Source organism: Stenotrophomonas sp. LGBM10 (genome assembly GCF_046736075.1).
Taxonomy (GTDB): domain Bacteria; phylum Pseudomonadota; class Gammaproteobacteria; order Xanthomonadales; family Xanthomonadaceae; genus Stenotrophomonas.
In genome coordinates, this window is sequence record NZ_CP177163.1 from 985,024 (window position 1) to 1,011,188 (window position 26,165).

Here is a 26,165-nt window from a genome sequence, read left to right on the forward strand (position 1 = left end):
GGATCAGTTGATGGTCGAGCCGATCCGCGACGGCTCGAAGCCATCCTTGCAGAACCAGCCCGAGCAGTTCAGCCAGATCAGGAACGCCTTGCCCCGGAGATTCTCCTCCGGCAGCAGGCCCCAGAAGCGGCCATCATCGCTGTTGTCGCGGTTGTCGCCCATGACCAGGTACTTGCCGGCCGGCACGGTCCACTGGCCCTGGCCCCGCGGATAGTCGGTCTCCAGCACGGTGTGGGTGCGGCCCGGCAGGTGTTCGACCAGCAGCGTGCTGCCGTCGCCCTGGCCGAGATGGCCGGCATAGATACCCTTGTTGTCGTACTTCACCGGCTCGCCGTTGAGGATCAGGCCATCGCCCTGGAAGGCGACCTCGTCCCCCGGCACGCCGATGACGCGCTTGATGAAGTTCTCGCCCTTGGCCGGATCGGCGTCGGAATGGCCCGGGAAGTGGAACACCACCACGTCGCCGCGCTTGGGTTCGCCCAGCGGGACGATCTTGGCGTTGTTCAGCGGCAGGCGCAGGCCATAGGAGAACTTGTTGACCAGGATGAAATCGCCGATCAGCAGGTTGGGCATCATCGAGCTGGACGGAATCTTGTACGGCTCGGCGATGAAGCTGCGCACCACCAGCACGATCGCCAGCACCGGGAAGAACGCCCGCGAGTAGTCGACCAGCACCGGTTCGGAATCCAGCAGGCCGGCGCGCGCGGCACGGCGCCTGGCGAAGTACAGCTTGTCGGCCAGCAGGATCAGCCCGGAGGCCAGCGTCAGTACGACCAGGAGGATTTCAAACAATTTCATGCGGTGTCCTTGGGATCGGGTGCCTTACTTGTCCATCTGCAGCACGGCGAGGAAGGCTTCCTGCGGGATCTCCACGCGGCCCACCTGCTTCATGCGCTTCTTGCCTTCCTTCTGCTTCTCCAACAGCTTCTTCTTGCGCGAAACGTCGCCACCATAGCACTTGGCAAGAACGTTCTTGCGCATGGCTTTGACGGTCGTGCGGGAGATGATCTGCGAGCCCACGGCGGCCTGGATGGCCACGTCGAACATCTGCCGGGGGATCAGTTCCTTCATCTTCTCGCACAGCTCGCGGCCGCGCCGGTCGGCGTGGCTGCGGTGCACGATCAGCGACAGCGCATCGACCTTGTCGCCGTTGATCAGCACGTCCACGCGGACGAACGGACCGGCATCGAAGCGCACGAAGTGGTAGTCCAGCGAGGCGTAGCCGCGGCTGACCGACTTGAGCTTGTCGAAGAAGTCCAGCACCACCTCGGCCATCGGCAGCTCGTAGCTGATCTGCACCTGGCTGCCGAGGTAGTTGATGCCGATCTGGCTGCCGCGCTTTTCTTCGCACAGCTTGATGATGTTGCCGATGTACTCTTCAGGCGTGAGCACGTTGGCACGGATGATCGGCTCGCGGATCTCCTCGACCTGGTTCACCGGCGGCAGCTTGGCCGGGTTGTCCATGTTGATGATCGAGCCGTCGGTCTTGAGCACTTCATAGACCACGGTCGGCGCGGTGCTGATCAGGTCCAGGTTGTATTCGCGCTCCAGGCGCTCCTGCACGATTTCCATGTGCAGCATGCCGAGGAAGCCGCAGCGGAAGCCGAAGCCCATCGCTTCGGAGCTTTCCGGCTCGAAACGCAGCGCGGCGTCGTTCAGGCGCAGCTTGTCCAGCGCTTCGCGCAGGTCCGGGTAATCTTCGGCATCGACCGGGAACAGGCCGGCGAACACGCGCGGCTGCATTTCCTGGAAACCGGGCAGCGGCTTGGGCGCCGGATCGGCCGCCAGGGTCAGGGTGTCGCCGACGGGCGCGCCGTGGACGTCCTTGATGCTCGCGGTGACCCAGCCCACTTCACCGGCGCGCAGGGCCGGCAGCACTTTGCGCTTGGGCGTGAACACGCCGACGTTGTCGACCTGGTGGTTGCGGCCGGTGGACATCACCTGCAGCTTGTCGCCGGCCTTGATCTGGCCCTGCATCACGCGCACCAGCGAGACCACGCCCAGGTAGTTGTCGAACCACGAGTCGATGATCAGCGCCTGCAGCTTGTCGGTATCGCGCGGCACCGGCGGCGGAATGCGGTGCACGATCGCCTCCAGCACGTCCTGCACGTTCAGGCCGGTCTTGGCACTGACCGGCACCGCATCGGTGGCGTCGATGCCGATCACGGCCTCGATCTCGGCCTTGGCGCGCTCGATGTCGGCGGTGGGCAGGTCGATCTTGTTGATCACCGGCACCACTTCCAGCCCCTGCTCCACCGCGGTGTAGCAGTTGGCGACCGACTGCGCTTCCACACCCTGGGCCGCATCGACCACCAGCAGCGCGCCTTCGCAGGCGGCCAGCGAGCGGCTGACTTCATAGGAGAAGTCGACATGCCCGGGGGTGTCGATGAAGTTCAGGTGGTAGGTCTGGCCGTCTTTTGCCACGTAGGGCAAGGAGACCGACTGGGCCTTGATGGTGATGCCACGCTCGCGCTCGATCGGGTTGGAGTCGAGCACCTGCGCCTCCATCTCGCGGGCCTGGAGGCCACCGCAAAGCTGGATGATGCGATCGGCCAGCGTGGACTTGCCGTGGTCGACGTGGGCGATGATGGAGAAGTTGCGGATGTTCCGCATCGAATCAGAGGACATAGGTGGCGGCGGCGCGTCGCGTCGTCAGGATAACGACACATTATCGCATGGCCGGCCGGCTCCCGCGTGGGCCGACGTCCGATTGTCGCCAATGCCCTCCAGAAACGACCGGGCCCGCCGAAGCGGGCCCGGAAACGCAGCAATGGCGGGGCTTACCGCCCCGTCCTGATCGCCACGAACGCGCTGTTGCCGGCGCCGGAGCGGACCAGCAGCATCACCACGTCACCCTTCTTGTAGCCCGACAGCTGGCGATCCAGCGCTGCCACACTGCCAACCGGGGTGCGCCCGACCTGCAGGATCACCATGCCCTGCGACAGCTGCGCATCCCGCGCGGCCTGGCCGGTCACCCGGGTGATGCGCACGCCTTCACCGGACTCCAGGCCCAGCTGCTTGCGCTGGGCAGCGGTCAAGTCGATGACCTCCAGGCCCAGCAGGGCGTTGGCGCCGGCCTGCGGCGTGGCCGCGTCGGCCGTGGCCGGGCGGCTGCTGGCGCGCTCGGCGTCCTCGGCCAGCTCGGTCAGGGTGGCGGTGAGCTCGCGCTCCTTGCCCTCGCGCACGATGCCCAGGCGTACCTTGCTGCCCGGCGGCATCGCGCCGATCGCCGGCGGCAGATCCGACCAGGCATTGACCATGCTGCCGTTGACGGAGCGGATGACATCGCCGATTTCCACGCCAGCCTTGGCTGCCGCACTGCCAGGCACGATCTGGTTGACCAGCGCACCACGGCTGTCGGGCAGGCCCAGGCCCTGCGCCTTCAACCCGTCGATCGGCTCGACCACGGCCCCCAGCTGGCCACGGCTGACCCGGCCGGAGGTCTTGATCTGCTCGACCGCGCCCATCGCCAGGTCGATCGGGATCGCGAAGCTGATGCCCATGTAGCCGCCGGAGGCGGAGAAGATCTGCGAGTTGATGCCGACCACTTCACCGCGGGTATTGAGCAGCGGGCCGCCCGAGTTGCCCTGGTTGATCGCCACGTCGGTCTGGATGAACGGCACGTAGCGCTGGTCCGGACCGCCGGTGCTGCGACCGACCGCGCTGACCACGCCGGCGGTGACCGAGTGGTCCAGGCCGAACGGCGAGCCGATCGCGACCACCCACTGGCCCGGCTTGAGCGTGTTGGAGTCGCCGACGCGCACGGTCGGCAGGTTCTTCGCGTCGATCTTGAGCAGGGCCACGTCGTACTGCTGGTCACTGCCGATCACTTTGGCGGTGAATTCGCGGCGGTCGCCCAGCTTGACCTTCACCTCGCTGGCATCGGCGACCACGTGGTAGTTGGTCAGCACATAGCCGTCGGCCGAGATGATGAAGCCCGAGCCCATGCCACGCCCCTGGGGCGCCTCGCCCTGCCCGCCCGGCTGGCCGGGCATCTGGAAATCGGGACCGAAGAAGCGGCGGAAGAATTCCGGCATGTCGTCATCGCCGGGCCCCATCGCCCGGGCGCTGCGTGCGGTGCGCACGATGGTGGTCTCGACGTTGACCACGCCGGGCCCGACCTGTTCGACCAGGTTGGTGAAGTCCGGCAGCCCGCTGACCAGTTGCGGAGCCGGCGCGCGCGGCGCAGCGGCGGGGGCGGCCGCCACCGGCGCGGTCGGGGACGGCGACTGGGCACAGGCCCCGAGGGGAAGAGTCAGGGACAGAGCCAGCAGGGACAGGGCCTGCTTACGCATGCGAGGGGTCATCAGACGCGAGCCTCCGGGTCAGGAAGAAAGGGAGAGGGACGCTGCGGCCGGACGGCCGCAGCGCGAACATCGGAATGCCACGCGGCTCAGTCGCGATGGCTGCGGCTGGCCGGCACGGCCGGTTCGGCCTCCTGCAGGCGCGGCTCGAACGGATAGAACGCGGCGCGCGGCTCCTGCGTGGAGAAGCTGGCATTGAGCGCGCCGCCACCGGCCGGGGCCAGAGTGGAGCGCGGCCAGGGCTTGGCCTGCAGGCTGCCGACGTCACCGAACGGATAGGCGCGCGCGGCCGCAGCCGGCACTGCCGGCGCGGGGCTGACGGCGACAGCACGCTGCGGCTCGGCGCTGCGCTCGACCGCGCCGCGCGCGGCCTGCTGGGTACGGGTGGCGCTGTTGCGGCGCGCGGCCGCCACATCCTGCCGGCGGCTGGCCGCCGCGACCGCTGCGGCTGGCGCGGCGGCCACGACCAGGGCGGCATCGACCGAGGCGGCCGTGGTGGCGGGTGGCGCCGGCGGCAGTTCGGCCTGGCTGGCGATCACCGTGGTCTGCGCGGGCAGCGGCGTCTCGCTGGGCAGCTGCTCGCGGGTCATGAACATCGCCACCGCCGCCACCGAGGCGGCCAGGGCGGCACCGCCGCCCCACCGACGCCAGCCACCGCGACGCACCGTGGCCGGTGCTGCCGCCGGCTGCAGCTGCGGCCGCGGCTCGGCGGCCACCGCCACGCGGATGCGGTCGGCGAACGCCTGCGGCGCGGGCGCACAGGCCTGCCCGCGCAGCACATCACCGAGCATCTGCCAGCGTTCGTGGCACCCGGACAGCGCTTCGTCGTGTTCCAGCCGGCGCAGCATGAAGCGCGCCTCGTCGGCCGACAGTTCGCCGTCGATCAGCGCCGACAGCTGCTGGCGGTTATGGGCATCCAGCTTGTCCGGCGCGGTGCCGGCGTTTCCAGGGGTAGGCATCTTGGGGGTCATACGCGGCTCTTCTCGCGGGTGGCGCTGCCGATATCCAGCAGCGGCCGAAGTTCAGTGTCGATGGCCTCACGGGCACGGAAAATCCGCGACCGCACGGTGCCGATCGGGCACCCCATCTTCTGCGCGATTTCCTCGTAACTCATGCCATCCACCTCGCGCAGGGTGATGGCCGAACGCAGTTCCTCCGGCAATGCCGCCACCGCCTTCATCACCGTCTGTTCCAGCTCCTGGCGCATCAGTTCGCGCTCGGGCGTGTCGGTGTCGCGCAGGCGGGTGCCGCTGTCGTACTGCTCGGCGTCCCCGATGTCGATGTCATCGGTGGGCGGGCGGCGGTTGTGGGCGGCGAGATGGTTCTTGGCAGTGTTCACGGCGATCCGGTGCAACCAGGTATAGAACTGGGCGTCGCCACGGAAACTGCCGATCGCGCGATACGCGCGGACGAACGTGTCCTGTGCGACGTCCTGACATTCACTCCAGTCGGCGATGTAGCGCCCGATCAGGGCGACGATCCGGTGCTGGTACTTGCGCACCAGGACATCGAACGCCGCACTTTCGCCGCGCTGCACGCGCCGGACCAGTTCCAGGTCCAGCTCCTGTGGTGTTTCAACCTCGGCCATTGGGGGCCGCACTCCTGTCAGCCCAACCGACGTCGGGCAATGAGACTGCCAATCCCGGGAAAAGTTCAGCGACCGATCAACGACGCCGCACCAGCTTTTAACCACCGTTCCGTTAAGGTTTCCGATCCAGGCAGCGAACCGGCGGTCGTTCTCCCCCAGCTATAGGGATTTGACGGGGAGGAAACAACCTCTGGATCATAGCCCCCTTCTCCATACACAACCGGATGGAACGTCCCCATGCTCTCAGGCTTCGATGGGCTCCGCTTCTCACATTGGCACCCGCAGATCCGTGACGATGGTGTCGTGGTGCTCAGCCTCGACCGCCAGGACAGCAGCGTCAATGCGATGTCGCAGGACGTGCTGCTGGAACTGGGCGACCTGATCGAGCGCATCGCCATCGACCCGCCCAAGGCGGTGGTGATCCAGTCGATCAAGGCGGCCGGGTTCATCGCCGGCGCGGACCTGAAGGAGTTCCAGGAGTTCGACCGCCGCGGCACCGTCAACGACGCCATCCGCCGCGGCCAGAGCACGTACCAGAAGCTGGCCGAGCTGCCCTGCCCGACCGTGGCGGCGATCCACGGCCACTGCCTGGGCGGCGGCACCGAGCTGGCGCTGGCCTGCCGTTACCGGGTGGCGTCCAACGATCCCTCCACCCGGATCGGCCTGCCGGAAACCCAGCTCGGCATCTTCCCGGGCTGGGGCGGCAGCGCACGCCTGCCGCAGCTGGTGGGCGCGCCGGCGGCGATGGACATGATGCTGACCGGCCGCAACCTGTCGGCCTCGGCCGCGCGCAGCATCGGCCTGGTCGACAAGGTGGTGGCACCGGCCGTGCTGCTCGATACCGCCGTGGCCCTGGCGCTGGCCGGCACTACCCGCCCGTTCAAGCAGCGGGCGACCGCCTGGGCAACCAACACCTGGCTGGCCCAAAGGCTGCTGGCCCCGCAGATGGCCAAGCAGGTCGCGCGCAAGGCCCGCAAGGAGCACTACCCGGCGCCGTACGCCCTGATCAACACCTGGGCGCGCACCGGCGGCAGCCCGATCCAGACCCGTCTGGATGCCGAACGCCGCGCCGTGGTCAAACTGGCCAGCACCCCGACCGCGCGCAACCTGATCCGCATCTTCTTCCTGACCGAGCGGCTGAAGGCGCTGGGCGGCAAGGACCACGGCATCACCCACGTGCACGTGGTCGGCGCGGGCGTGATGGGCGGCGACATCGCCGCGTGGTCGGCCTACAAGGGCTTCAACGTGACCCTGCAGGACCGCGAACAGCGTTTCATCGACCCGGCGATGGAACGCGCGCAGGCGCTGTTCGCCAAGAAGGTGAAGGACGAGAGCAAGCGCCCGGCCGTGGCCGCGCGGCTCAAGGCCGACTTGGCCGGCGACGGCGTGGCCGTGGCCGACCTGGTGATTGAAGCGATCATCGAGAATCCGGAAGCCAAGCGTGCGCTGTACCAGACGCTGGAACCGCGGATGAAGGCCGACGCACTGCTGACCACCAACACATCCTCCATTCCGCTGGTGGAACTGCGCGACCACATCCAGCGCCCGGCCCAGTTCGCCGGCCTGCACTATTTCAACCCGGTGGCGCAGATGCCGCTGGTGGAAATCATCCACCACGACGGCATGGCCCCGGAAACCGAGCGCCGGCTGGCGTCGTTCTGCAAGGCGCTGGGCAAGTTCCCGGTGCCGGTGGCCGGCACGCCCGGCTTCCTGGTCAACCGCGTGCTGTTCCCGTACATGCTCGAAGCGGCCACCGCCTACGCCGAAGGCGTGCCCGGGCCGGTGCTGGACAAGGCGGCGGTGAAGTTCGGCATGCCGATGGGCCCGATCGAACTGCTCGACACCGTCGGCCTGGACGTGGCCGCCGGCGTGGGCAAGGAGCTGGCGCCGTTCTTGGGCCTGCAGATTCCGGCCGCGCTGGAAACCGTTGAACAGGGCAAGCGCGGCAAGAAGGATGGCCAGGGCCTGTACAAGTGGGAGAACGGCCGCGCGCAGAAGCCGGACGTGCCGGCCGGCTACACCGTGCCCGCCGATCTGGAAGACCGCCTGATCCTGCCACTGCTCAATGAAGCCGTGGCCTGCCTGCACGAAGGCGTGGTGGCCGACGCCGACCTGCTCGATGCGGGCGTGATCTTCGGCACCGGGTTTGCCCCGTTCCGCGGCGGCCCGATCCAGTACATCCGCGCCACCGGTGCCGATGTGCTGGTGGAACGTCTGAAGGCGCTGCAGCAGCGCTATGGCGACCGCTTCGCACCGCGCCCGGGCTGGGACGATGCGGTGCTGCGCGAGCCGGTGATTTAAGGATCCATCGTTCGACATGAAACGCCACCGGAAGGTGGCGTTTTTTTGTGCAATCGCAAACGAAACAACCTGTTACCCGAACGGGCCATGCAGCCGCCCTGGCCGCGTGCCATCCTTTCCGCCTGTCCCCGCCAGCGAGATCGCCCGCATGACCACCATCATCGCCCCCCGCGTGCACGACATCGGCGGCCTGCAGGTGCGCCGTGCGGTGCCCACCCTGCAGGCGCGCAGTGTCGGGCCATTCGTGTTCGTCGATCAGATGGGCCCGGCCGTGCTCGGCGCCGGCACCGGCATCGACGTGCGCCCGCATCCGCATATCGGCCTGGCCACCGTCACCTTCCTGTGGTCCGGCGCCATCGGCCACCGCGACACCCTCGGCTCGAACCAGGTGATCCGTCCCGGTGACGTCAACTGGATGACCGCCGGCCGCGGCATCGCCCACTCCGAGCGCACCCCGCCGGTGGAGCGCGAACACGACCACCCGCTGCACGGCATGCAGACCTGGATCGCGCTGCCCAGGAGCGCCGAAGAAACCGACCCGGCGTTCCACCACCATGCTGCGGCCACCCTGCCCCAGCAGCGCCGCAACGGCGCCTGGCTGCGCGTGATCGCCGGGCGTGCGTACGGCGAGGAGTCGCCGGTGAAGGTGTTCAGCGACACCCTCAACGTGGCCATCGACCTGGACCCGGACGGCGAGATCGATCTGGATACCGGCCACGTGGAGCGCTCGCTGTACATCCTCGAAGGCGAGGCGCAGCTGGACGGCGTGGACGTGCCGGCCCAGCACCTGATCCTGCCCGAACCGGGCGCACGCGGCCGCCTGCGCGCCAAGACCCCGGTCAAGGCGATGCTGATGGGCGGAGAACCGCTGGATGGCCCGCGCCACCTGTGGTGGAACTTCGTCTCCAGTTCCAAGGAGCGCCTGGAGCAGGCCAAGCACGACTGGGAAGCCGGCGCCTTCGGCACCATTCCCGGCGACGACAAAGAGTTCATTCCCCTGCCGCAGGCCTGACCCTGCCCTTCGTCGGCACGTTGACGCCGCACTCACACCGATGAACATCGATTCAGCTACGGTCTGCCTGCCCATCCCGGGCAGACCGCGTGGAGACATCGATGAGCATGGGCAAGCGACTTGCGGCCGAGTTCCTCGGCACGTTCTGGTTGGTGCTGGGCGGCTGTGGAAGTGCGGTACTGGCGGCCAAGTTCGGCGGTGACGGCAATCCCCTCGGCATCGGGTTTCTCGGCGTGGCGCTGGCCTTCGGCCTGACCGTGCTGACCGGGGCCTATGCGTTCGGCCATGTGTCCGGCGCGCACTTCAACCCGGCCGTCAGCATCGGCCTCTGGGCCGGCGGCCGCTTTCCGGCGCGCGACCTGGTGCCTTACATCGTCGCCCAGGTGCTTGGTGGCCTGCTGGCGGGTTTCATTCTGCTGCAGATCGCCTCGGGCGCACCCGGCTTCGTCATCGATGGCAGCCAGGCCGGTGCATTCGCCAGCAACGGGTACGGCGCACTGTCGCCTGGCGGGTACAGCGTGGCGGCCGCCTTCCTGTGCGAGGTGGTGCTGACGGCGGTGTTCCTGATCGTGATCATGGGGTCCACCCACGGCCGGGCACCGGCCGGGTTCGCTCCGATCGCGATCGGCCTGGCGTTGACGCTGATCCACCTGATCAGCATTCCGGTCACCAATACCTCGGTGAACCCGGCGCGATCCACGGCCGTGGCCTTCTTCGCCGGCAGTGGCGCGGTCGGGCAGCTGTGGCTGTTCTGGCTGGCCCCGGTGCTGGGCGGCCTGATCGGCGGCGTGGCCTACAAATGGATCGGCGCGGAGCCGCGCTGAGCGGGGCGACGGGCAGGCCGCCACGGCCTGCCCGATAGGGCACGCTGCACTACGGATTCACATTCATTTGAAACTGATATTTGTAGATCGAATCACATTCCGCTACCGTCCGAATCACCAGTCCGTCACCTGACGGCTGGCGCCTCCGGGACGCGCATGGGGATATGCGCAGCCATCGGCCTGGGTTTCTGCGGCCACCGGATCGCGCCTGCCCGAGGCGGACACGGCCATTCCGACCCTGGGGGAAAGCATGAACGTCCTGCGCGCCGCTGTATGCCTGTGCCTGTTGTCGTCCGCCGCCGTGGCATGGGCGCAATCGCCGTCCGGATGTCCTTCGCTGCCTGCCGGCAGCGGCCTGCAGTGGCAGCAGCAGGCACAGTCCGATTTCATGCTGTGCAAGGCCAGCACCGCCGATGGACGCGAGGTGCTGAGCCTGATTCTCAGCGCGCGCGATCCCGCGCTCACCCTGACCCGCACGCTGCGCCAGGAAAAAGGCGGTTTCGCCGGCGAATCGATGTACTGGTACCAGCCGGATCTGGGCGGCCAGAAACCGCCGGGCTACGACACCCGTCGCGTGGCGGTGGTGAAGTACGACAAGAACCGCTACGCGCAGATCGCGCTGTATGCCGACACCACGCAGGAACTGGGCACGCTGCAGTCCCTCACCCAGAGCATGAATCTGAATCCGACAGCGGTGGCAGCAGGGCGCTGACGGTGCAGCAGTCGCCGGGCACCGCCCGGCACTACCGCCCTCCGCCCGGCCTCAGCGCCTCAGAAGCGGCCTTCCTGGAAATCCACGAAGGCCTGCATCAGTTCCTGGCGGGTGTTCATCACGAACGGGCCGTGGCGCATCACCGGCTCGCGCAGCGGCCGGCCCGCCACCAGGATCAGCCGCGCGCCGTCGGCACCGGCCTGGAGCTCCAGGCGCTCGCCGCCGCCGAGCACCGCCAGCTCCTGCCGTGCCACCGGCCGCGCATCCTCGCCCTGCCCGACCGTCAGCCCGCCCTCGAAGACGTACGCGAATGCGCTGTGCCCATCCGGCAGGTCGTACGACCACCCGGCACCGGCGCCGAGGGTGATGTCCAGGTACACAGGATCGGTCGCCGGCTGGACGATCGGCCCGGTCACGTCGCCGACCTGCCCCGCGATCACCTTCACCTGCACGCCGTCGGCCGGCTGCGCCACCGGGATGCGCTCGGGCGCGAACTCCTGGTACTTCGGATCGGTCATCTTGTCGCGCGCCGGCAGGTTCACCCACAGCTGGAAGCCGCGCATCTGCCCGGATTCCTGTTCGGGCATTTCCGAATGCACCAGGCCGCGCCCGGCGGTCATCCATTGCACGCTGCCCGGGGTCAGCAGGCCCTCGTTGCCGTGGTTGTCCTTGTGGCGCATGCGCCCATCGAGCATATAGGTCACGGTCTCGAAGCCACGGTGCGGGTGACTGGGGAAGCCGGCGATGTAGTCCTCGGCGCGGTCGGTGCCGAATTCATCCAGCAGCAGGAACGGGTCCAGGTCGGGCAGCGACGGCCCGCCGATCACGCGCGTCAGGCGCACGCCGGCGCCGTCGGAGGTGGCCATGCCACGGATGGTGCGCAGCACGCGCACGGGGTTGGGGCTGCTCATGTCGACTCCGACGGGTGGGGACGGGATACAACATGGGCGTCGCGCCCGCTGCCGCCAACCGCCACGCCCGCAACCGATTGTTCCAGTGGTGGCGTGCGCCCACCGTGCAGGCCGCGTGCATGACCGCTGCCGCTGTCCGCATCCCCACGCCGCCCGCGTTGCGACCTACGACCAAAGTACTAGCGGCACGCCCCCGTCTTCGCATTGACCCTGTCGGTGCCAAGGCGGACTCTTACGATGTTCTCCAGGGAGACGCACACTCATGAAAGGTTTTTCCAAGCTGGGCTGGGCGGCGCTCGCGCTGCTCGGCGCATTCTGTCTTGGCACCGTCGCGCTGCGCCGGGGCGAACACATCAATGCCTTGTGGATCGTGGTCGCCGCGGTCTCCATCTATCTCATCGCGTACCGCTTCTACAGCCTGTTCATCGCCGACAAGGTGATGCAGCTCGACCCGACCCGGGCGACACCGGCGGTGATCAACAACGATGGCCTGGACTACGTCCCGACCAACAAGCACGTGCTGTTCGGCCACCACTTCGCCGCCATCGCCGGCGCCGGCCCCCTGGTCGGTCCGGTGCTGGCCGCGCAGATGGGCTACCTGCCCGGTCTGTTGTGGCTGGTGGTCGGTGTGGTGCTGGCCGGCGCGGTGCAGGATTTCATGATCCTGTTCCTCTCCAGCCGCCGCAACGGCCGTTCACTGGGCGACCTGGTGCGTGAGGAAATGGGCCAGGTGCCCGGCACCATCGCCCTGTTCGGCGCGTTCCTGATCATGATCATCATCCTGGCGGTGCTGGCGATGGTGGTGGTCAAGGCGCTGGCGGAGAGCCCCTGGGGCATGTTCACGGTGATCGCCACGATGCCCATCGCGATCCTGATGGGCATCTACATGCGCTACATCCGCCCGGGCAAGATCGGCGAGATTTCCATCGTCGGCCTGATCCTGCTGCTGCTGGCCATCTGGTACGGCGGCAAGGTCGCGGCCGATCCGGTGTGGGGCCCGGCCTTCACCTTCACCGGCATCCAGATCACCTGGATGCTGATCGGCTACGGCTTCGTCGCCTCGGTGCTGCCGGTGTGGCTGCTGCTGGCCCCGCGCGACTACCTGTCCACCTTCCTGAAGATCGGCACCATCGTGGCGCTGGCGATCGGCATCCTGATCGTCATGCCTGAACTGAAGATGCCGGCACTGACCCAGTTCGCGGCCAGCGGCGACGGCCCGGTCTGGAAGGGCGGCATGTTCCCGTTCCTGTTCATCACCATCGCCTGCGGCGCGGTCTCCGGCTTCCATGCGCTGATTGCCTCGGGCACCACGCCCAAGCTGCTCGCCAATGAACGCCACATGCGCTACATCGGCTACGGCGGCATGCTGATGGAATCGTTCGTGGCGGTGATGGCGCTCGTGGCGGCCTCGATCATCGATCCGGGCATCTACTTCGCGATGAACAGCCCGGCCGCCGTGATCGGTGCCGATGCGGTATCGGCCGCGCACTACATCACCAACACGTGGGGCTTCACGATCACGCCGGAGCAGTTGCAGGCCACCGCGGCGGCCATCGGCGAACCGACCATCCTGCACCGCGCCGGTGGCGCGCCAACGCTGGCAGTGGGCATCGCGCAGATCCTGCATGAAGCCATTCCCAGTGGCAGCAACGCGATGATGGCGTTCTGGTACCACTTCGCGATCCTGTTCGAGGCGCTGTTCATCCTCACCGCAGTGGATGCCGGTACGCGTGCGGGCCGCTTCATGCTGCAGGACCTGCTGGGCAACTTCATCCCCGCACTGAAGAAGACCGAGTCCTGGACGGCCAACATCATCGCCACCGGCGGCTGTGTGGCGTTGTGGGGCTACCTGCTCTACACCGGCGTGGTCGATCCGTTCGGCGGCATCCAGACGCTGTGGCCGCTGTTCGGCATCTCCAACCAGATGCTGGCGGGGATCGCGTTGATGCTGGGCACAGTGGTGCTGTTCAAGATGAAGCGCGACCGCTTCGCCTGGGTCACGGCCGTGCCGGCGGTATGGCTGCTGATCTGCACCACCTACGCCGGGCTGATCAAGATCTTCGACAGCAACCCGGCCCAGGGCTTCCTCGCCCAGGCGCACAAGTTCCAGGATGCGATCGCCACCGGCACCATCACCGCGCCGGCCAAGACCGTCGGGCAGATGAATCAGATCGTGGTCAACGCCTACGTCAACACCGGCCTGACCGTGCTGTTCCTGTTCGTGGTGTTCTCGATCCTGGTCTACGCGGTCAAGACGATCGTGCAGGCGCGCCGTTCGCCGGTGCGTACCGACAAGGAAACCCCGTACGTGGCGCTGCAGCCGCACCAGATGGCGGACCTGTGATGAGTACCGAACTCGTTCCCGTCGGGCAATACCAGGCGCACCGCCGGCTGTGGCGGCGCCTGGTGCAGACCGCGCGGCTGTGCTGCGGCATTCCCGACTACGACAACTACGTGCGGCACGTGCTGGAGAATCATCCGGACCGCGAACCAATGGACTACAAGACCTTCTTCCGCGAGCGGCAGGAGGCCCGCTACGGCGGTAGGAACGGCGGTCGCTGCTGCTGAAGGGCTCCGGACGCCTGCCCCGTCTGCCACAGGTTGACACCTGTGGCAGACGATCCACCCGCCTTCAAGCGGCCATAGACGCCCGATGCACTGCATCGGGCGTCCGCATTTTCAGGCAATGAGGCCAACGCAGGACGGGCTGCGAGGCGTCTGGATGGGGATTGTCCGCAGCGTGCGGCTCGCTCACACGACGATTTTCAGCTTGCTGATTCGTCAGACCTGCCGAAACCCGGTCCGAAAACATCATCGGAACCGACGCGTCGCCGCCGTCCAAATGCTGTGCCCAGCAGAACCGATACCACCAGGACAAGCCAATCCAATAACCACAGCGGCGACTGAGGATTGGTCCCGCCAATTGCAAGCAGCATCGCAAAACCCAGCAGCTCTTGAAGCACAACCACACAGAAAGCATGAATGTACGGCAATGGCGCTTGCACGCGTGCCAACCTGGCGAACACCGCAATCACAACGGCCGCATCCAGAAAATAGCCAATCAAATATCTAAAGAGGACGTGTGCAGGATGTTCTTCGCCCCCTTCCGTACTGGCCACCACCGCACTGACAACAACCCGCAACACGAGAAGACCAATCGCAAACAAGATGACTCTGGAGATATTCAAAATGTCCACCTTATAGCGCCATCGCGCCCTATGACTTATACGGGTTGCGGCGGCTTTACCGGCTCTGACTCACTCCCCGCTGATCCGCCCGGCGACTTGCCTGCGCGAGAATGATCGACTCCGGCCTCAACGGTATCTCCGACAGCTTCCCGCACTGCGGCCCCTGCCACCGTTGCGGCATGGCCGTGCGGTGATGAATCATGCGGCTGTTTTCCTCCGGGATGAGGCTGATGCCGAGAAACCACCACCGGATCTCCGCGACTGTCCCACTCATTGAAACGAGCCGGACAGCCCCCTGTTACCGATTGGCCATGCTGCTGTCGGCTCCCCAGTCGATCAGCTGCAGCTGTCTATCATGTGTATGAAAGCTTCACAATCCCGAAAGGACGCCGGTCAGGGCATCCACAACAAAATCAAGGTCTTCAAGCGCGTCGCCCACCGATAACGGGACGACGCGCTTTTCTTCCTGAAGATCCGGACAGTCTTCCCCGACGTTGGCTGAAGAACTTGTTTTGACCTTTACCCCCGGTCGCATCCCCCACAGTGCCGAGCAGCACGCCCACCGGTGCCAGCGACGGATGGAACGCGGCGGCCACGACCCGCGCCGAGGCGGGATGCGCCGGCCGTTTCCAGGCGGCGCGCACGGGTGAAGCTCAGACCCAGGCCGCCCAAGGCCACGCCGACGATCACCATCAGGTCCGCCAGGCTGGGGATATGCGCGTTCTGCGCCTCGTAGGCGGAGATGCGCTCTTTCATCTCGTCGATGGCACGCGTGTCGGCACCGTTGCGGGTGTCGATCTGCTTGGCGCGATTGGCCAGGAACAGCAGGATCGCCATCCACAGACTGGGACAGGCGCAGCCAGGCGAATTGGTCGACGTGAGCCCTCTTGGCTGGACGTTCCAAGTTCGAGCTCTTATGCGCGTTTCCATTCGTTCCAAACCAACTCGTCGGCATCGCGCCAAAGGGCCTCGCCCACTCTAAGCTGCATCACTGGCTCCAACGACCTGTCAATCGCAACCAATGTCCGCAGTGGAACTTTCCGCACATCTTCTGGAGAGACATCGGGCCCAGCCCCTGCAAACATCTCCCACAATCCCTCTTCCCATCGAGCGGCCTCCGTCACTGGATGCCCGCGCAGCGCGTCCAAGTTGGTAACCGCGACAGCAGCCATTGGCACCGCCGTGTGATTTGTCTGCTTGTTACCCCAGGCAGGAGACCTTTCCTCCTCACACGGTCGCGAAAGATCGGGAATATCGGCAGTCCAGCAGGTACCAACCGGCAATATCTGTCTGGCGCTTGCATCGCCATAGAAATCAACCGCACCAAGCATCAACTTCTGAACCCAAGAGCTGTCCACTGGTCCAAGCCGGAATACGCCTAATCGATCCAATACGATCTCTTCGCCCCCCATACTCTTGATGGGTAGCACCTCTATTATGGCGTTAATGATTCGCCCAGCCTCGGCATCCGAATAATAGGCCGCCCCCGCCAGGATCACCTCATAGCCCGCGCGTGGACTGGCACCTATGGAATACGCAAATCTCGGCGTATCGCTCGCAGCCACAACGTATACATGGCAACCCTCTCTTGCGATGTTTTCCCTGATCTTCTCAAGGGCTTCACTTCTATTGCTCATTTGTCGGCACTGTGCAGATCCTTGTGACAAATCTTGCATACCACAGCCATGTTCTCCGGCTTGCCCGAAAGGACGCCGGTCAGGTCATCCACAACAAAATCAAGGTCTTCAAGCGCGTCGCCCACCCATACCGGGGCGACGCGCTTTTCTTCCTGAAGATCCGGGCTGCCTTCCCCGGCGTTGGGTGAAGAACCTTATATTTCTCGACCCCGAAAGCCAGTGACCCACCCTTTCAGTCGATGAAGTCAGCTATTTCACCCATCCAGCCGCAATAAGCATTCGGCTCTGGAAAGAACTCAATTCGCCCCATCGGATTCGACAAGCGCTCCCGAAACATTTTTGCTTCCTGCTCATCAAGAGGCGTAATCATCAGTTGTGATAACGGCGACGTTCCCCGATATTGAGTAGCGAAGCGGTTTGGAGTCCAATTCTCAATGACAAGACTGCACGCCGCCTCCGGCCATTACGTCATTCGAATCCGCGTCCTTTCCCGATTGAAGGCGAAGGTGAGACGGGCCTTCCCCAAGCGTTCGCTCGGTGTGGACCTGCTGTCCGATCGGGCAGCAGCGTTTGCCTTGCCCGCCCGCTATGTTGCGGCTGTAACCGCCATGCAGAAAATGGGGATGAGCAAGGAACCTGTCCACTCGCCCCTCGGTACTCAGCTCCTCCGCCACTCAGGGATGTTTGACGGTATCTGGGCTTTCAAGAAGCTCCTCTACCACCCGTCCAGCGGCCTCATTCTTCTGCGCCACACCTCCCGTTGGAGCAGCGAATGTACCACCTGGGCGGGTAGCGTGCTGCTCAAGCTTTCGTGCGGCAACTGAAAGGCCGGCTGCATTGAACGGCTTGTTGGCAGCCTGCAATGACGGACCCACCTCCTTGGCAGCAAGGCCAGCGGCGCCAACGGTCCCGGCAACTCCAGCCGCCTCCGCAGCGATGCTGGTGGCAGTGGCCGGTCCAGGCTGACAGATCACAACACACAGACTATCTTCCGCGTGAATTCTCCCACCACAACTTCAACGCAAGAAACAGATGAAGCAGCAGGTAAATCAATGCAGAGTAGCCCCATGCCCGCAACCCAGCACCAAGCGCGTCTGGGTAGCGCCGGTATGTAAGGATAGCGAAGTACACAAGACCAGTCAGTATTGAAAAAAGCTGCGTAACGATGATGCCCTTGACCAATGTGTGCACTACTTTTTCTCCTGCTGCTTCTGAACGTAACTCGCCCCTGCTCCCGCGCCACCCTGGCCAAATTGTGACGCCGCAGCTTGGATTGCTGATTGTCGAGGTATAGCAGCCCCAGTTGATACGGTAGCAGCGGCACTGTTTGGCGCCCCCGGGGCATTTGACTGCCACAACCTTTGAAGTGTTCCCCGCTTTGCTGGGCCAGCAAAATCTCCCATGACCACGCCGATACCTGAGCCTCCCAGCCCGCCCGCTGCATTGCCAACGGCGCTTGTGGCGACACCTTCCGCAGTGATGGCCTCACCCTTGATAGCACTCTCCATAGCGGACCCGGCACCGCCTGCAGCCGCGTTGACAGCGGTTTGTACAGCGATCGCCCGCCCGACAGAAATACTGCCTGAACTTATTCCAGCAATCGCCACCCCTCCAGCGCCTCCTGATACGGAGCCAACGAAAGCAGCAATGACGACTTCTACTTTGTCAACCGGCTTGCCTGGATTCATTATCTTCTGGACCGCAATATCCGCAACTGCCCCCGTGACTGCGCCGTATATAAATGGCGCTACGGGAATTCTTCCGTCAGGATCGCTGAATCCATAGGGATTATTGTATGCATAGCCATATCGATTGAAGTGTTTCTCGTTAGATTGCCAGTCCACCGGGTCAACCGAGAGGAACACACCCAACTGCGGATCCATATATCGCTGCTGCATGTAGCTCAGCCCGGTAGAACCATCCATGACGTGCCCGGTATACCCCGGCCCGTCCACCACCTTCCCGATCGGCGCGCCATAAGGCTCGTAGTGCGTCCGCTCGACGACAGCCCCCGCCTGGTTCGTACTTGCCACCGGGCTTCCCAGCGCATCGGTATGCAGGTACGTGATGGTTGCGCCTGAAGCGTTGTACTCACGCTGCGCGATCAGGCTGCCCGCAAGGTGCACGAACTCCCGGCCGACACCCTTGCGCCCATCGCTCTGGAACACCAGGCGACCATCTTGGGCGTAGTGGGAAAGCACATTCCCCGCCGCTGGCGAGGAGGCAAGAATGCGACGCCCCAACGCGTCATAGCGATAGGTTTCGCTACCAACCACCCCGCGCAGCCGGTTGCCCAGATCGAAGCTGTGAGTGACGCCATTCTTGGCCCGAAGGTTGCCCTGGACGTCGTAGGTGAGCCCAATGACGGTATTGCCTGCCCCATCCCGCACATTGGTGAGCTGATTGCGGGAGTCGTACCAGTAGTGGTGATCCTTCACGCCGCGCAGCGTCCAGCTCTTCATATTGTCGAGCGCGTCGTAGGTAAAGCGGTGCCAAGCATCCCCGCCAAAGCCGTGGGATCCTGCCTCAACAAGTCGATCAAGACCGTCGTAGTACATATGCCGGTTGTAGACCGGCCCAAGCGCGAGATCGAAGATGTCGCTGACGTTGCCATTCGCATCGAAGCGGGTGTCGAAATCGAGCACACCGGTGTCCGTGCTACGTGCGGGCAACTGGCGCTCGTTCTGCTGCATCGAGTGCACGATGCCGTTGCCATAGGTGAACTGCTTGATCCCGCCGTTGGCGTAGTAGCGCACCCCGCTGGCAAAAGCACCCACGCGCGTGGCCTGGCCCAAGGCATCAGGAGCGTAGTCCACCGTCAGTCCGCTGGGCCAGACCTGGCCTGCCAGATGACCATTGGCGTTGTAGCTGTACGCGATGGGCCATTCGTACCATCCCATCTGACCAGACGTCTCGACGCTCAGGAGACGCCGCTTGTTGTAGGTGTAGTAGCTGAATGCCGAGGTCGCTCCCTCGTCGTTCCACACCGTGAGGAGAGACGGCAGCCCGTCCGGCGTGTACAGCCAATCCGTATTGCCGTTGTTGTCCGGGAAGCGCAGGTGCACCGGGCGATTGCGCGAGTCAAAGGCACGGTACACCGCTCGACCGCTGCCGACGATGGCCTCCGCGTTGCAGGCCGTCAGACTGGGATAGTCCAGGCCCGCGGCAGACCAGACCAGGTTGCCGCCCGCGTCGTAGTCCATCAGCGTGGTGCCGGTCTCCGGCTCCACCGTCTTGCACAGCCGCTGATTCGGCGAGTAGACGTAATGACGCGTGACAGATTGACTGCCGTCAGTGCTCCGACGGGTAATGGCCAGCGGCTTGCCAAACACGTCGCGGGATATATCGGTGACCGCTCCTTCGGGCGATCGGATGGATAGCGGCGTGTCGTAGGTCGGCTGCCCGAACATCTGGTAGCTGGTCAGCGTCTCCTGCGCACGCGGATTGACTGTCCTGACCTGGCCACCTGGCAGGTATTGCGAGGTACTTACCAGCAGGCCGAGCTCGCTGTCCTGTACGCTGGAGGTTGCCCGGCCGAGCGCATCGTAGCTCTTCCACACACCCTTCCAGGGAACAGGAAACGCGCTGACCGGGTATGAGGAGAACGTCTGGCGCCCATCCGCGTCGTGCGCGAACAGTTGCAGCCGCTGCGTGCCGGTCTGATCGGCGGCATCGTACTCCTGGGTGACTACCGGGCGCAGCAGGCCGTCGAAGTAGGTGATCTTCCTGGCATTGCCGGTCGCCACCGTCTGTCGCCAGTGTCCTGCCGGCACACCGTGTTCGCTGACCTGTATGTACTCGAACGCCTGAGTGGTGTCGTTCCACGCGACGCTGTCGTCTGCCGGGTAGCGCACTCGCGTCACCCGCCCCATCACGTCATGGTCGTACTGGGTAACGTAGCCGTTCTCATCGGAGACAGCCGTGATCCAGCCTGCATCGTTGACCGCGGCCGTCTTCATGGTGCCGTCGGCGTGACGGATCCAACGCGGAACCGCGCGTTTCCACTGCTCAAGTGAGGTGACGTTGCCGTTACCGTCGCTCACCGTCGCAACCGTGCCATCTGCGTTGTAGGTCAGCGACTGAGTGAGCTGACCAAACGACCACGTCTGCGAGGGACGCGCCAACGCATCAAAGCTGGTGCGCGAAACTTCGCGGCCGGTATCCACATTGGTGACACTGGCCGTCTGGCCAAGAATCCAGCGGGTGCGATCATCGTGCAGGAGGGTCGCAGTGGTTTGAGTGGCCCCCAGCGTGTTGTGCTGCCGTTCGCGGACCGGCCGCGCCAACGCATCGAACTGCTCTACCGTTGTGGTGTACACGCTCCCTGGATCGGAGATGCGCGTCTCCCGGACCGGCCGCCAGGTTGTGCTGGCAAACGTATCCTGTCGCGGTTGCGGGCTCTCGCCGATCAGGTAGGGGAACGGCTGCGATCCCATCTCACTGTTTGCGACATAGGTGCTTTCCGTCACACGCACGGCGCTGCCATTCTGACGGACCTCCGTCCGCAGCAGCTTGCCCTCGTCTTCATAGAGGTGGGTGCCGTAGGTCAGCACTGTGACGGACTGATCCGGCGCAGTGATGGCGCTTGTCTTGTGATACTTGCACCCGCCAAAGCGGCAGTCGTAGATCTGCGCTGCCGTCACCGGCGCATAGTCGTAGCGCCAGGTCAGATCGATGCCACTGCCCACGATGCGCTTGGCGCGCAGGGCCAATGTGTCGAAGCGCACAGGTAGACCACTGGTGAGGGTGTCTCCCGGCGGATCGGGAATGAAGTCATTCTGTCCGATGGCGGGGAATATGCAGTCCGGCATGAAGCCCGTGCGGCCATTGCGGACGGCGCCGAGCGTGAACTCGCCTGTGACGCCGGTGGGGTGCGTCATCCGCAGCAGGCTCGGCGTATCCTTCAGTACCCGCATCCATCCACATGGAATGCTCTGATCCTGCACGAAGCGGCGCCGGCGCCCCAGTTCGTCCTGGACGGATTCCTCGCGCGGGTCGTAGACGATGCCGGCAACGCCGGCATGGTCATAGGTCCACTGCCGACCGTCTGGCTGGGTCACCTGCAACAGGACGCCCCACGGGTTGTAGGTATAGCTCCAGGTGCGGCCGTCTGCCTTGACCTGCGAGATCCGCCCCGATGCCCAGACCAGATCAATCTGGCGACCATCACTGGCCTCGATGCGTGAGAGCTGCTTCCCGGCCCAGTGGTACTTCACCCAGTTGCCATTGCGGTCCTCCACCAGCGATGGATAGAGGCGGATGCGGTCACGCATGAACACGTGGTCCACGACCTGCCCCAGCTCGATCTTCGGTTTGGCGAAGGGCTCGACCGGCGTCACCACCATCCAGTCGAAGTGGTACTTCCTCCCGTCAGGCGCGTGAGCGAGGAATCCTTCACCGGCGTGTCCGCTCTTCAACGTGGGCAGACACGAGAGCATCCAGTTGTTCGACGTCAGCCACGGATACGTGCGCCCGTCGTTGGGCGGCGCGGGTGAGCCCACCGTGCGGAAGAGAATCTCCTGCTGACCAGTCGAGGAGGTGAACAGGTGATTGCCATGCCACAGCTCGCTCGAATCGACCATCCCCATGCCGTGGACGTAGGGGATATAGGGAGCTGCGTATGAGACGCTGGTCGCCGACGAGCAGCGTGCCATCGGCTCGGAGGTATAGACGTTCCATCCCGAGTAATGCTCGAAGGTACCTCCGAGGTAGGGAATATCGATGTCCCAGTCGCCCATCGGCAGGTTGGGAATCCCCTCGCCGGGCACCGCGTACTTCCGACCCAGCGCCACAGGCAAGATATTGTTGCCCGGAATGGAGACCTCGCTGACCGCAAAACTGAGCTCACCCGTGTACAGGTTCACGGCGTCGCCGAAGAGCTGCGGCCCTTCAGCCGTGATCTGCTCGCGCGATTTGATCAGCTTGGAGTATTCCTCCCAAGGCTGCGCGGCCCAGACAGGCTGGGTGAGGAGCACGAAGGCGCACAGCAGGGTCCGACCTGCCACCCGAAGGATAGGCTTCATATGATGTGATTCCTTTCTGACATTCCACGGCCTACCCACTCATTGAAATGAGTCGGACAGCCCCCTGTTACCGATTGGTCATGCTGCTGTCGGCTCCCCAGTCGAACAGCGTTGGCTTTCTATCATGCACAGGAGAGCTTCGCAATCTCGGAAGGACGCCGGTCAGGGCATCCACAACAAGATCAAGGTCTTCAAGCGCGTCGCCTACCGTTACCGGGACGACGCGCTTTTCTTACGTAACCTCCGGGCAGCCTTCCCCGGCGTCAAGCGAAGAACCTGTTTTGTCCCTTACCCCTCGGCCATCCATTTCAGGATCAGCCCGGTCATGTAGGCCAGGCCGGTACCGGTCGCATACCCCACCGTGCCGAGCAGTACGCCCACCGGTGCCAGCGACGGATGGAACGCGGCGGCGACCACCGGGGCCGATGCGGCTGCGCCGATGTTGCCCTGCGAGCCGATGGCGAAGAAGAACAGCGGCGCGCGCACCAGCTTGGCCACGATCCACAGCACCAGGATGTGGGTGAGCATCCAGATCACACCCAGGGCGAACAGCCACGGTCGGTCCAGCAGCGACAGCAGGTTCATCTGCATGCCGATGCAGGCGATCAGGAAGTACAGGAACACCGTGCCCAGGCGCGAAGCGCCGGCCGCTTCGAGGCGGCGGGCGCGGGTGAAGCTCAGGCCCAGGCCGAGCGCGGTCGACAGCAGCACCACCCACACGAACGGGCTGTCCAGGCTGAACTGGCTGGCCCAGCTGATGTTGTCCTTGAACCAGCCGCTGAGCGGCGCGGCGATCGCATGGGCCAGACCCACGCCGCCCAGCGCCACGCCGACGATCACCATCAGGTCGGTCAGGCTGGGAATGCGCGCGTTCTGCGCTTCATAGGCGGAGATGCGTTCTTTCATCTCGTCGATGGCACGCGTGTCGGCACCGTTGCGGGCATCGATCTGCTTGGCGCGATTGGCCAGGAACAGCAGGATGGCCATCCACAGGCTGGCACAGGCCACGTCGACCACCGCGAACTGGCCGAAGGTGGTGGCGTCGGTGCCGAACACTTCGCGCATCGCCACCATGTTGGCGCCGCCGCCGATCCAGCTGCCGGCCAGTGCGGCCATGCCCTTCCAGGTATCGCCGGCCACCGTTTCGGGGTGGATCCAGGACATCGTCTGGAACGACACGATCGCGCCCAGCACGATGCCAAGCGTGCCGGCGCAGAACACCAGCAGCAGTTTCGGGCCGAGCTTCATTATCCCTTTCAGGTCGATCGACAGCGTCAGCAGCACCAGCGCGGCCGGCAGCAGGACGTCACGGGCGATCGGGTTGTACAGCGCGGTGTTGCCGCCGTCGATCAGGCCGGTGGTGTTGTAGATGGCCGGGATGAAGTAGCACAGCAGCAACGCCGGGACCCAGGCGAAGATTTTTTTCAGGAGCGGGGTCGGGCCGCTGGCGGCCCAGAAAATCAGGGCCAGGGTCGCGGCGATCAGGCCAAGGCCGACGATGTCGCTGGTGATCAGGGCAGTACTGGGTTCGGTCGGCATGTCGCCATCCTCTGTCGATCGAAGGGATAAAAAAAAGCGCCGCATGTAGCGGCGCGTAGTGAGCTTAACATTGTCTTCACGCCGGGCCGTGTCGCGGCGCAGCGTGGTACGTGGCGATCACGACATCGACCGATCCGGCAACGACGCGCCCAGATCGAGAATCACCCGCGTACCGCGTGGTTCGCACGGCTCGATCTGCAGCGCCCAGCCGAGGTGTTCGCAGAGGCGGGCAATCAGCTCCAGACCGATCCCGCTCTGCTCGTTGCGGTAGCCGCGGGCCATGCGCGCGTGCACCGCGGCAATTTCTTCCGGGCTCATGCCGTGGCCGGGATCCTGCAGCGTCACCACCGCCTGCGGCGAGACCTCGATGCGGATGGTGCCGCGCCCGCTGTTCTCGATGGCGTTGCGCAGCAGGTTGCCAATCGCCGCCTGCACCACGCCGAGTGGCGCCACGATATCGACCCGGGCCAGTCCGCCGAGGTCGATCCGCAGGTCCTTGTCGCCCATCAGGTGGCGGTGGTCTTCGATGATGTCCGGCACCAGCTGGTCCAGTGCGATGCGTTCGCCCAGCGCCGCCAACCGTGCCGGATCACGCGCCAGCACCAGCAGCAGCTGGATCAGCTGCTCCACGCCCTGCGCGGTGCGCCGCACCCGTTGCATCTGCTGCCGCGCGCGATCGGGCACGTCCGGCTCGCCCAGCGCCAGTTCGGCCGCGCCGGTGATCACCGCGATGGGCGTGCGCAGCTCATGGCTGGCGGTACTGATGAACACACGTTCGCGCTCGACGAACTGCTCGTTGCGCGCCAGGTAGTCGTTGAGCGCATTGGCGATCACGTACAGCTCCGAGCTGCCGCGCGGATCCACTTCCACGCGCTGCCCCGGCACGCCCGGACGCAGCTCGTCGATGCGGCGGGCAAGCGAGCTGAGCGGCCGCACCAGGCGGCCCACACCGAATGACGCCATCAGCACAGTGACGATGATCATCACCACCCCCGCCAGCATCACCCAGCGCGTGGCGAACTGCTCCAGCTCGTGGAAGTCGTTGATGTCCAGCACCAGGGCGAGGCGGCCCAGCTGCACGGTCTCGCGCACCATCACCGCGCTTTGCCGGCCGCCCACCATCACCCCGTCGTGCAGGCCCGGATGCAGCGTGCGCAGGCTTTCCGGCGCGTCGCTGGCGTCGTTGATGTAGAACAGGCGCAGCGTGTCCGAGTCCTGCCAGCGGTAGTGCGGCTCGTGCTCGATGTGGTTGACGATGCTGTCCAGTTCGGAATTGAGCAGCGCGCGCCACGCCGAATGCTCGGCATGCTCGTGCACGTAGTTGCCCACGCTGAACACCGCCAGCGAGATCAGCGCCAGATACGCCAGCAGCCACCACACCATGCGCCGGTGCAGCGGGGCCGGTCGGCGCGGGCCGCTACGCCATGTCATCGCTGCTGCCTGCGGCGCTGACGCCGAGTCGATAGCCCACGCGCGGCAGGGTGTGGATCAGCTTCTGCTGGAACGGGCCGTCGACGCTGCGGCGCAGTTCGTAGATGTGCGAGCGCAGCAGGTCGCCGTCGGGCAGTTCGTCGCCCCACAGCGCGAACTCCAGCTGCTGGCGGGTCACGGCGCCCGGGCTGGCGCGCATCAGCACCTCCAGCAACTTGCGGCAGGCCGGGTACAGGTGCAGCGCCTTGCCGTCGCGCTGCGCTTCCAGCGTGGCCAGGTCCAGGCGCAGGTCGGCCACTTCCAGTGCCTTGCGCGGGTTGCGGCCGTTGGCACGCACCATCAGCGCTTCCAGCCGCACCTCCAGTTCGGGCAGCGCGAACGGCTTGGTCAGGTAGTCGTCCGCACCGGCCCGGAACCCGGCGATCTTGTCGGGCAGCTCGTCGCGGGCGGTGAGCATGATCACCGGCACTTCCGAGCCGTGGTCGGCACGCAGCCGGCGCAGCACTTCCGGCCCCTCCATGCGCGGCAGCATCCAGTCCAGCACCAGCGCGTCATAGGCGTGGGTGACGGCCAGGTGCAGGCCGGTCACGCCGTCAGGGGCGACATCGAGAACATGTCCCCGCGATTCGAAATAATCGAATAGATTGGCAACCAGCTGGCGGTTGTCTTCGATGACCAGAAGCCGCATCGGGATA

General features: G+C 65.3%; 20 protein-coding genes and 1 pseudogene. 7 read left to right on the top strand and 14 right to left on the bottom strand.

Annotated elements, in window-relative coordinates; genetic code table 11:
• Positions 1-3: 3 nt before the first annotated feature.
• The 5 genes from lepB to rpoE form a co-directional block, all read right to left on the bottom strand.
• A complete protein-coding gene (gene lepB, locus ACLB90_RS04225; RefSeq protein ID WP_017356784.1) occupies positions 4-798 on the bottom strand; it encodes a signal peptidase I in 795 nt (264 codons plus the stop codon).
• Positions 799-822: 24 nt separating this feature from the next.
• A complete protein-coding gene (gene lepA / locus ACLB90_RS04230) occupies positions 823-2,613 on the bottom strand; it encodes a translation elongation factor 4 (RefSeq protein WP_411851756.1) in 1,791 nt (596 codons plus the stop codon).
• Between the two features lie 167 nt (positions 2,614-2,780).
• Positions 2,781-4,307 carry a DegQ family serine endoprotease gene (locus ACLB90_RS04235; protein ID WP_411851757.1) on the bottom strand — a complete coding sequence of 509 codons (1,527 nt, stop codon included), beginning with the start codon at positions 4,305-4,307 and terminating at the stop codon, positions 2,781-2,783.
• An 86-nt stretch (positions 4,308-4,393) separates the two neighbouring features.
• Positions 4,394-5,275 (bottom strand): sigma-E factor negative regulatory protein, encoded by an 882-nt coding sequence (locus ACLB90_RS04240; RefSeq protein ID WP_411851758.1) that lies wholly within the window; start codon positions 5,273-5,275, stop codon positions 4,394-4,396.
• On the bottom strand, positions 5,272-5,892 hold the full coding sequence (rpoE, locus tag ACLB90_RS04245) for an RNA polymerase sigma factor RpoE (protein WP_136003119.1): 621 nt from the start codon (positions 5,890-5,892) through the stop codon (positions 5,272-5,274). The genes ACLB90_RS04240 and rpoE overlap by 4 nt, the downstream gene beginning before the upstream one ends.
• A 237-nt stretch (positions 5,893-6,129) precedes the next feature.
• Between rpoE and ACLB90_RS04250 the strand changes: the two genes are divergently transcribed.
• The 4 genes from ACLB90_RS04250 to ACLB90_RS04265 all read left to right on the top strand — a co-directional run bounded on the left by ACLB90_RS04250 (position 6,130) and on the right by ACLB90_RS04265 (position 10,741).
• On the top strand, positions 6,130-8,193 hold the full coding sequence (locus ACLB90_RS04250; RefSeq protein ID WP_411851759.1) for a 3-hydroxyacyl-CoA dehydrogenase NAD-binding domain-containing protein: 2,064 nt from the start codon (positions 6,130-6,132) through the stop codon (positions 8,191-8,193).
• A 148-nt stretch (positions 8,194-8,341) separates the two neighbouring features.
• Positions 8,342-9,205, top strand: a complete 864-nt coding sequence (locus ACLB90_RS04255) for a pirin family protein (protein ID WP_411851760.1) — start codon at positions 8,342-8,344, stop codon at positions 9,203-9,205.
• 101 nt (positions 9,206-9,306) lie between these two features.
• Positions 9,307-10,029 carry an aquaporin Z gene (aqpZ, locus tag ACLB90_RS04260; RefSeq protein ID WP_411851761.1) on the top strand — a complete coding sequence of 241 codons (723 nt, stop codon included), beginning with the start codon at positions 9,307-9,309 and terminating at the stop codon, positions 10,027-10,029.
• Between the two features lie 250 nt (positions 10,030-10,279).
• Positions 10,280-10,741 (top strand): hypothetical protein, encoded by a 462-nt coding sequence (locus ACLB90_RS04265; RefSeq protein ID WP_411851762.1) that lies wholly within the window; start codon positions 10,280-10,282, stop codon positions 10,739-10,741.
• Positions 10,742-10,800: 59 nt separating this feature from the next.
• Here ACLB90_RS04265 and ACLB90_RS04270 read toward each other — a convergent pair whose 3' ends face one another.
• Positions 10,801-11,652 (bottom strand): pirin family protein, encoded by an 852-nt coding sequence (locus ACLB90_RS04270; protein ID WP_411851763.1) that lies wholly within the window; start codon positions 11,650-11,652, stop codon positions 10,801-10,803.
• Positions 11,653-11,914: 262 nt separating this feature from the next.
• Here ACLB90_RS04270 and ACLB90_RS04275 point away from each other — a divergent pair, with 262 nt between their 5' ends.
• Together ACLB90_RS04275 and ACLB90_RS04280 are read left to right on the top strand one after the other, a co-directional pair.
• Positions 11,915-13,996: a carbon starvation CstA family protein gene (locus ACLB90_RS04275; RefSeq protein WP_153165229.1), complete on the top strand. Its 2,082-nt coding sequence runs from the start codon at positions 11,915-11,917 to the stop codon at positions 13,994-13,996.
• Positions 13,996-14,220 (top strand): YbdD/YjiX family protein, encoded by a 225-nt coding sequence (locus tag ACLB90_RS04280; RefSeq protein ID WP_136003113.1) that lies wholly within the window; start codon positions 13,996-13,998, stop codon positions 14,218-14,220. Before ACLB90_RS04275 ends, ACLB90_RS04280 begins: the two co-directional genes overlap by 1 nt.
• Positions 14,221-14,417: 197 nt before the next feature.
• Here the strand turns inward: ACLB90_RS04280 and ACLB90_RS04285 are convergent, their stop codons facing one another.
• From ACLB90_RS04285 to ACLB90_RS04300, 4 genes and pseudogenes are all read right to left on the bottom strand, one after another.
• Positions 14,418-14,849: a hypothetical protein gene (locus tag ACLB90_RS04285; protein ID WP_411851764.1), complete on the bottom strand. Its 432-nt coding sequence runs from the start codon at positions 14,847-14,849 to the stop codon at positions 14,418-14,420.
• 413 nt (positions 14,850-15,262) lie between these two features.
• Positions 15,263-15,683: pseudogene (locus ACLB90_RS04290) on the bottom strand (DUF819 family protein); the annotation flags it as partial.
• A 71-nt stretch (positions 15,684-15,754) separates the two neighbouring features.
• Complete coding sequence (locus ACLB90_RS04295) at positions 15,755-16,477, bottom strand: DUF4262 domain-containing protein (protein WP_411851765.1); 723 nt, start codon at positions 16,475-16,477, stop codon at positions 15,755-15,757.
• 232 nt (positions 16,478-16,709) lie between these two features.
• Positions 16,710-16,847 (bottom strand): hypothetical protein, encoded by a 138-nt coding sequence (locus tag ACLB90_RS04300; RefSeq protein WP_411851766.1) that lies wholly within the window; start codon positions 16,845-16,847, stop codon positions 16,710-16,712.
• A gap of 64 nt (positions 16,848-16,911) precedes the next feature.
• Between ACLB90_RS04300 and ACLB90_RS04305 the strand changes: the two genes are divergently transcribed.
• Positions 16,912-17,301, top strand: coding sequence for a hypothetical protein (locus tag ACLB90_RS04305; protein ID WP_411851767.1), 390 nt, complete (start codon positions 16,912-16,914; stop codon positions 17,299-17,301).
• 366 nt (positions 17,302-17,667) lie between these two features.
• Here ACLB90_RS04305 and ACLB90_RS04310 read toward each other — a convergent pair whose 3' ends face one another.
• From ACLB90_RS04310 to ACLB90_RS04325, 4 genes are all read right to left on the bottom strand, one after another.
• A complete protein-coding gene (locus tag ACLB90_RS04310) occupies positions 17,668-22,500 on the bottom strand; it encodes an RHS repeat domain-containing protein (protein ID WP_411851768.1) in 4,833 nt (1,610 codons plus the stop codon).
• A 288-nt stretch (positions 22,501-22,788) separates the two neighbouring features.
• Positions 22,789-24,039, bottom strand: a complete 1,251-nt coding sequence (locus ACLB90_RS04315; protein WP_411851769.1) for a DUF819 domain-containing protein — start codon at positions 24,037-24,039, stop codon at positions 22,789-22,791.
• Positions 24,040-24,156: 117 nt separating this feature from the next.
• On the bottom strand, positions 24,157-25,470 hold the full coding sequence (locus ACLB90_RS04320; protein WP_411851770.1) for a sensor histidine kinase: 1,314 nt from the start codon (positions 25,468-25,470) through the stop codon (positions 24,157-24,159).
• Positions 25,457-26,158 carry a response regulator transcription factor gene (locus ACLB90_RS04325; protein WP_411851771.1) on the bottom strand — a complete coding sequence of 234 codons (702 nt, stop codon included), beginning with the start codon at positions 26,156-26,158 and terminating at the stop codon, positions 25,457-25,459. The genes ACLB90_RS04320 and ACLB90_RS04325 overlap by 14 nt, the downstream gene beginning before the upstream one ends.
• Positions 26,159-26,165 lie beyond the last annotated feature (7 nt).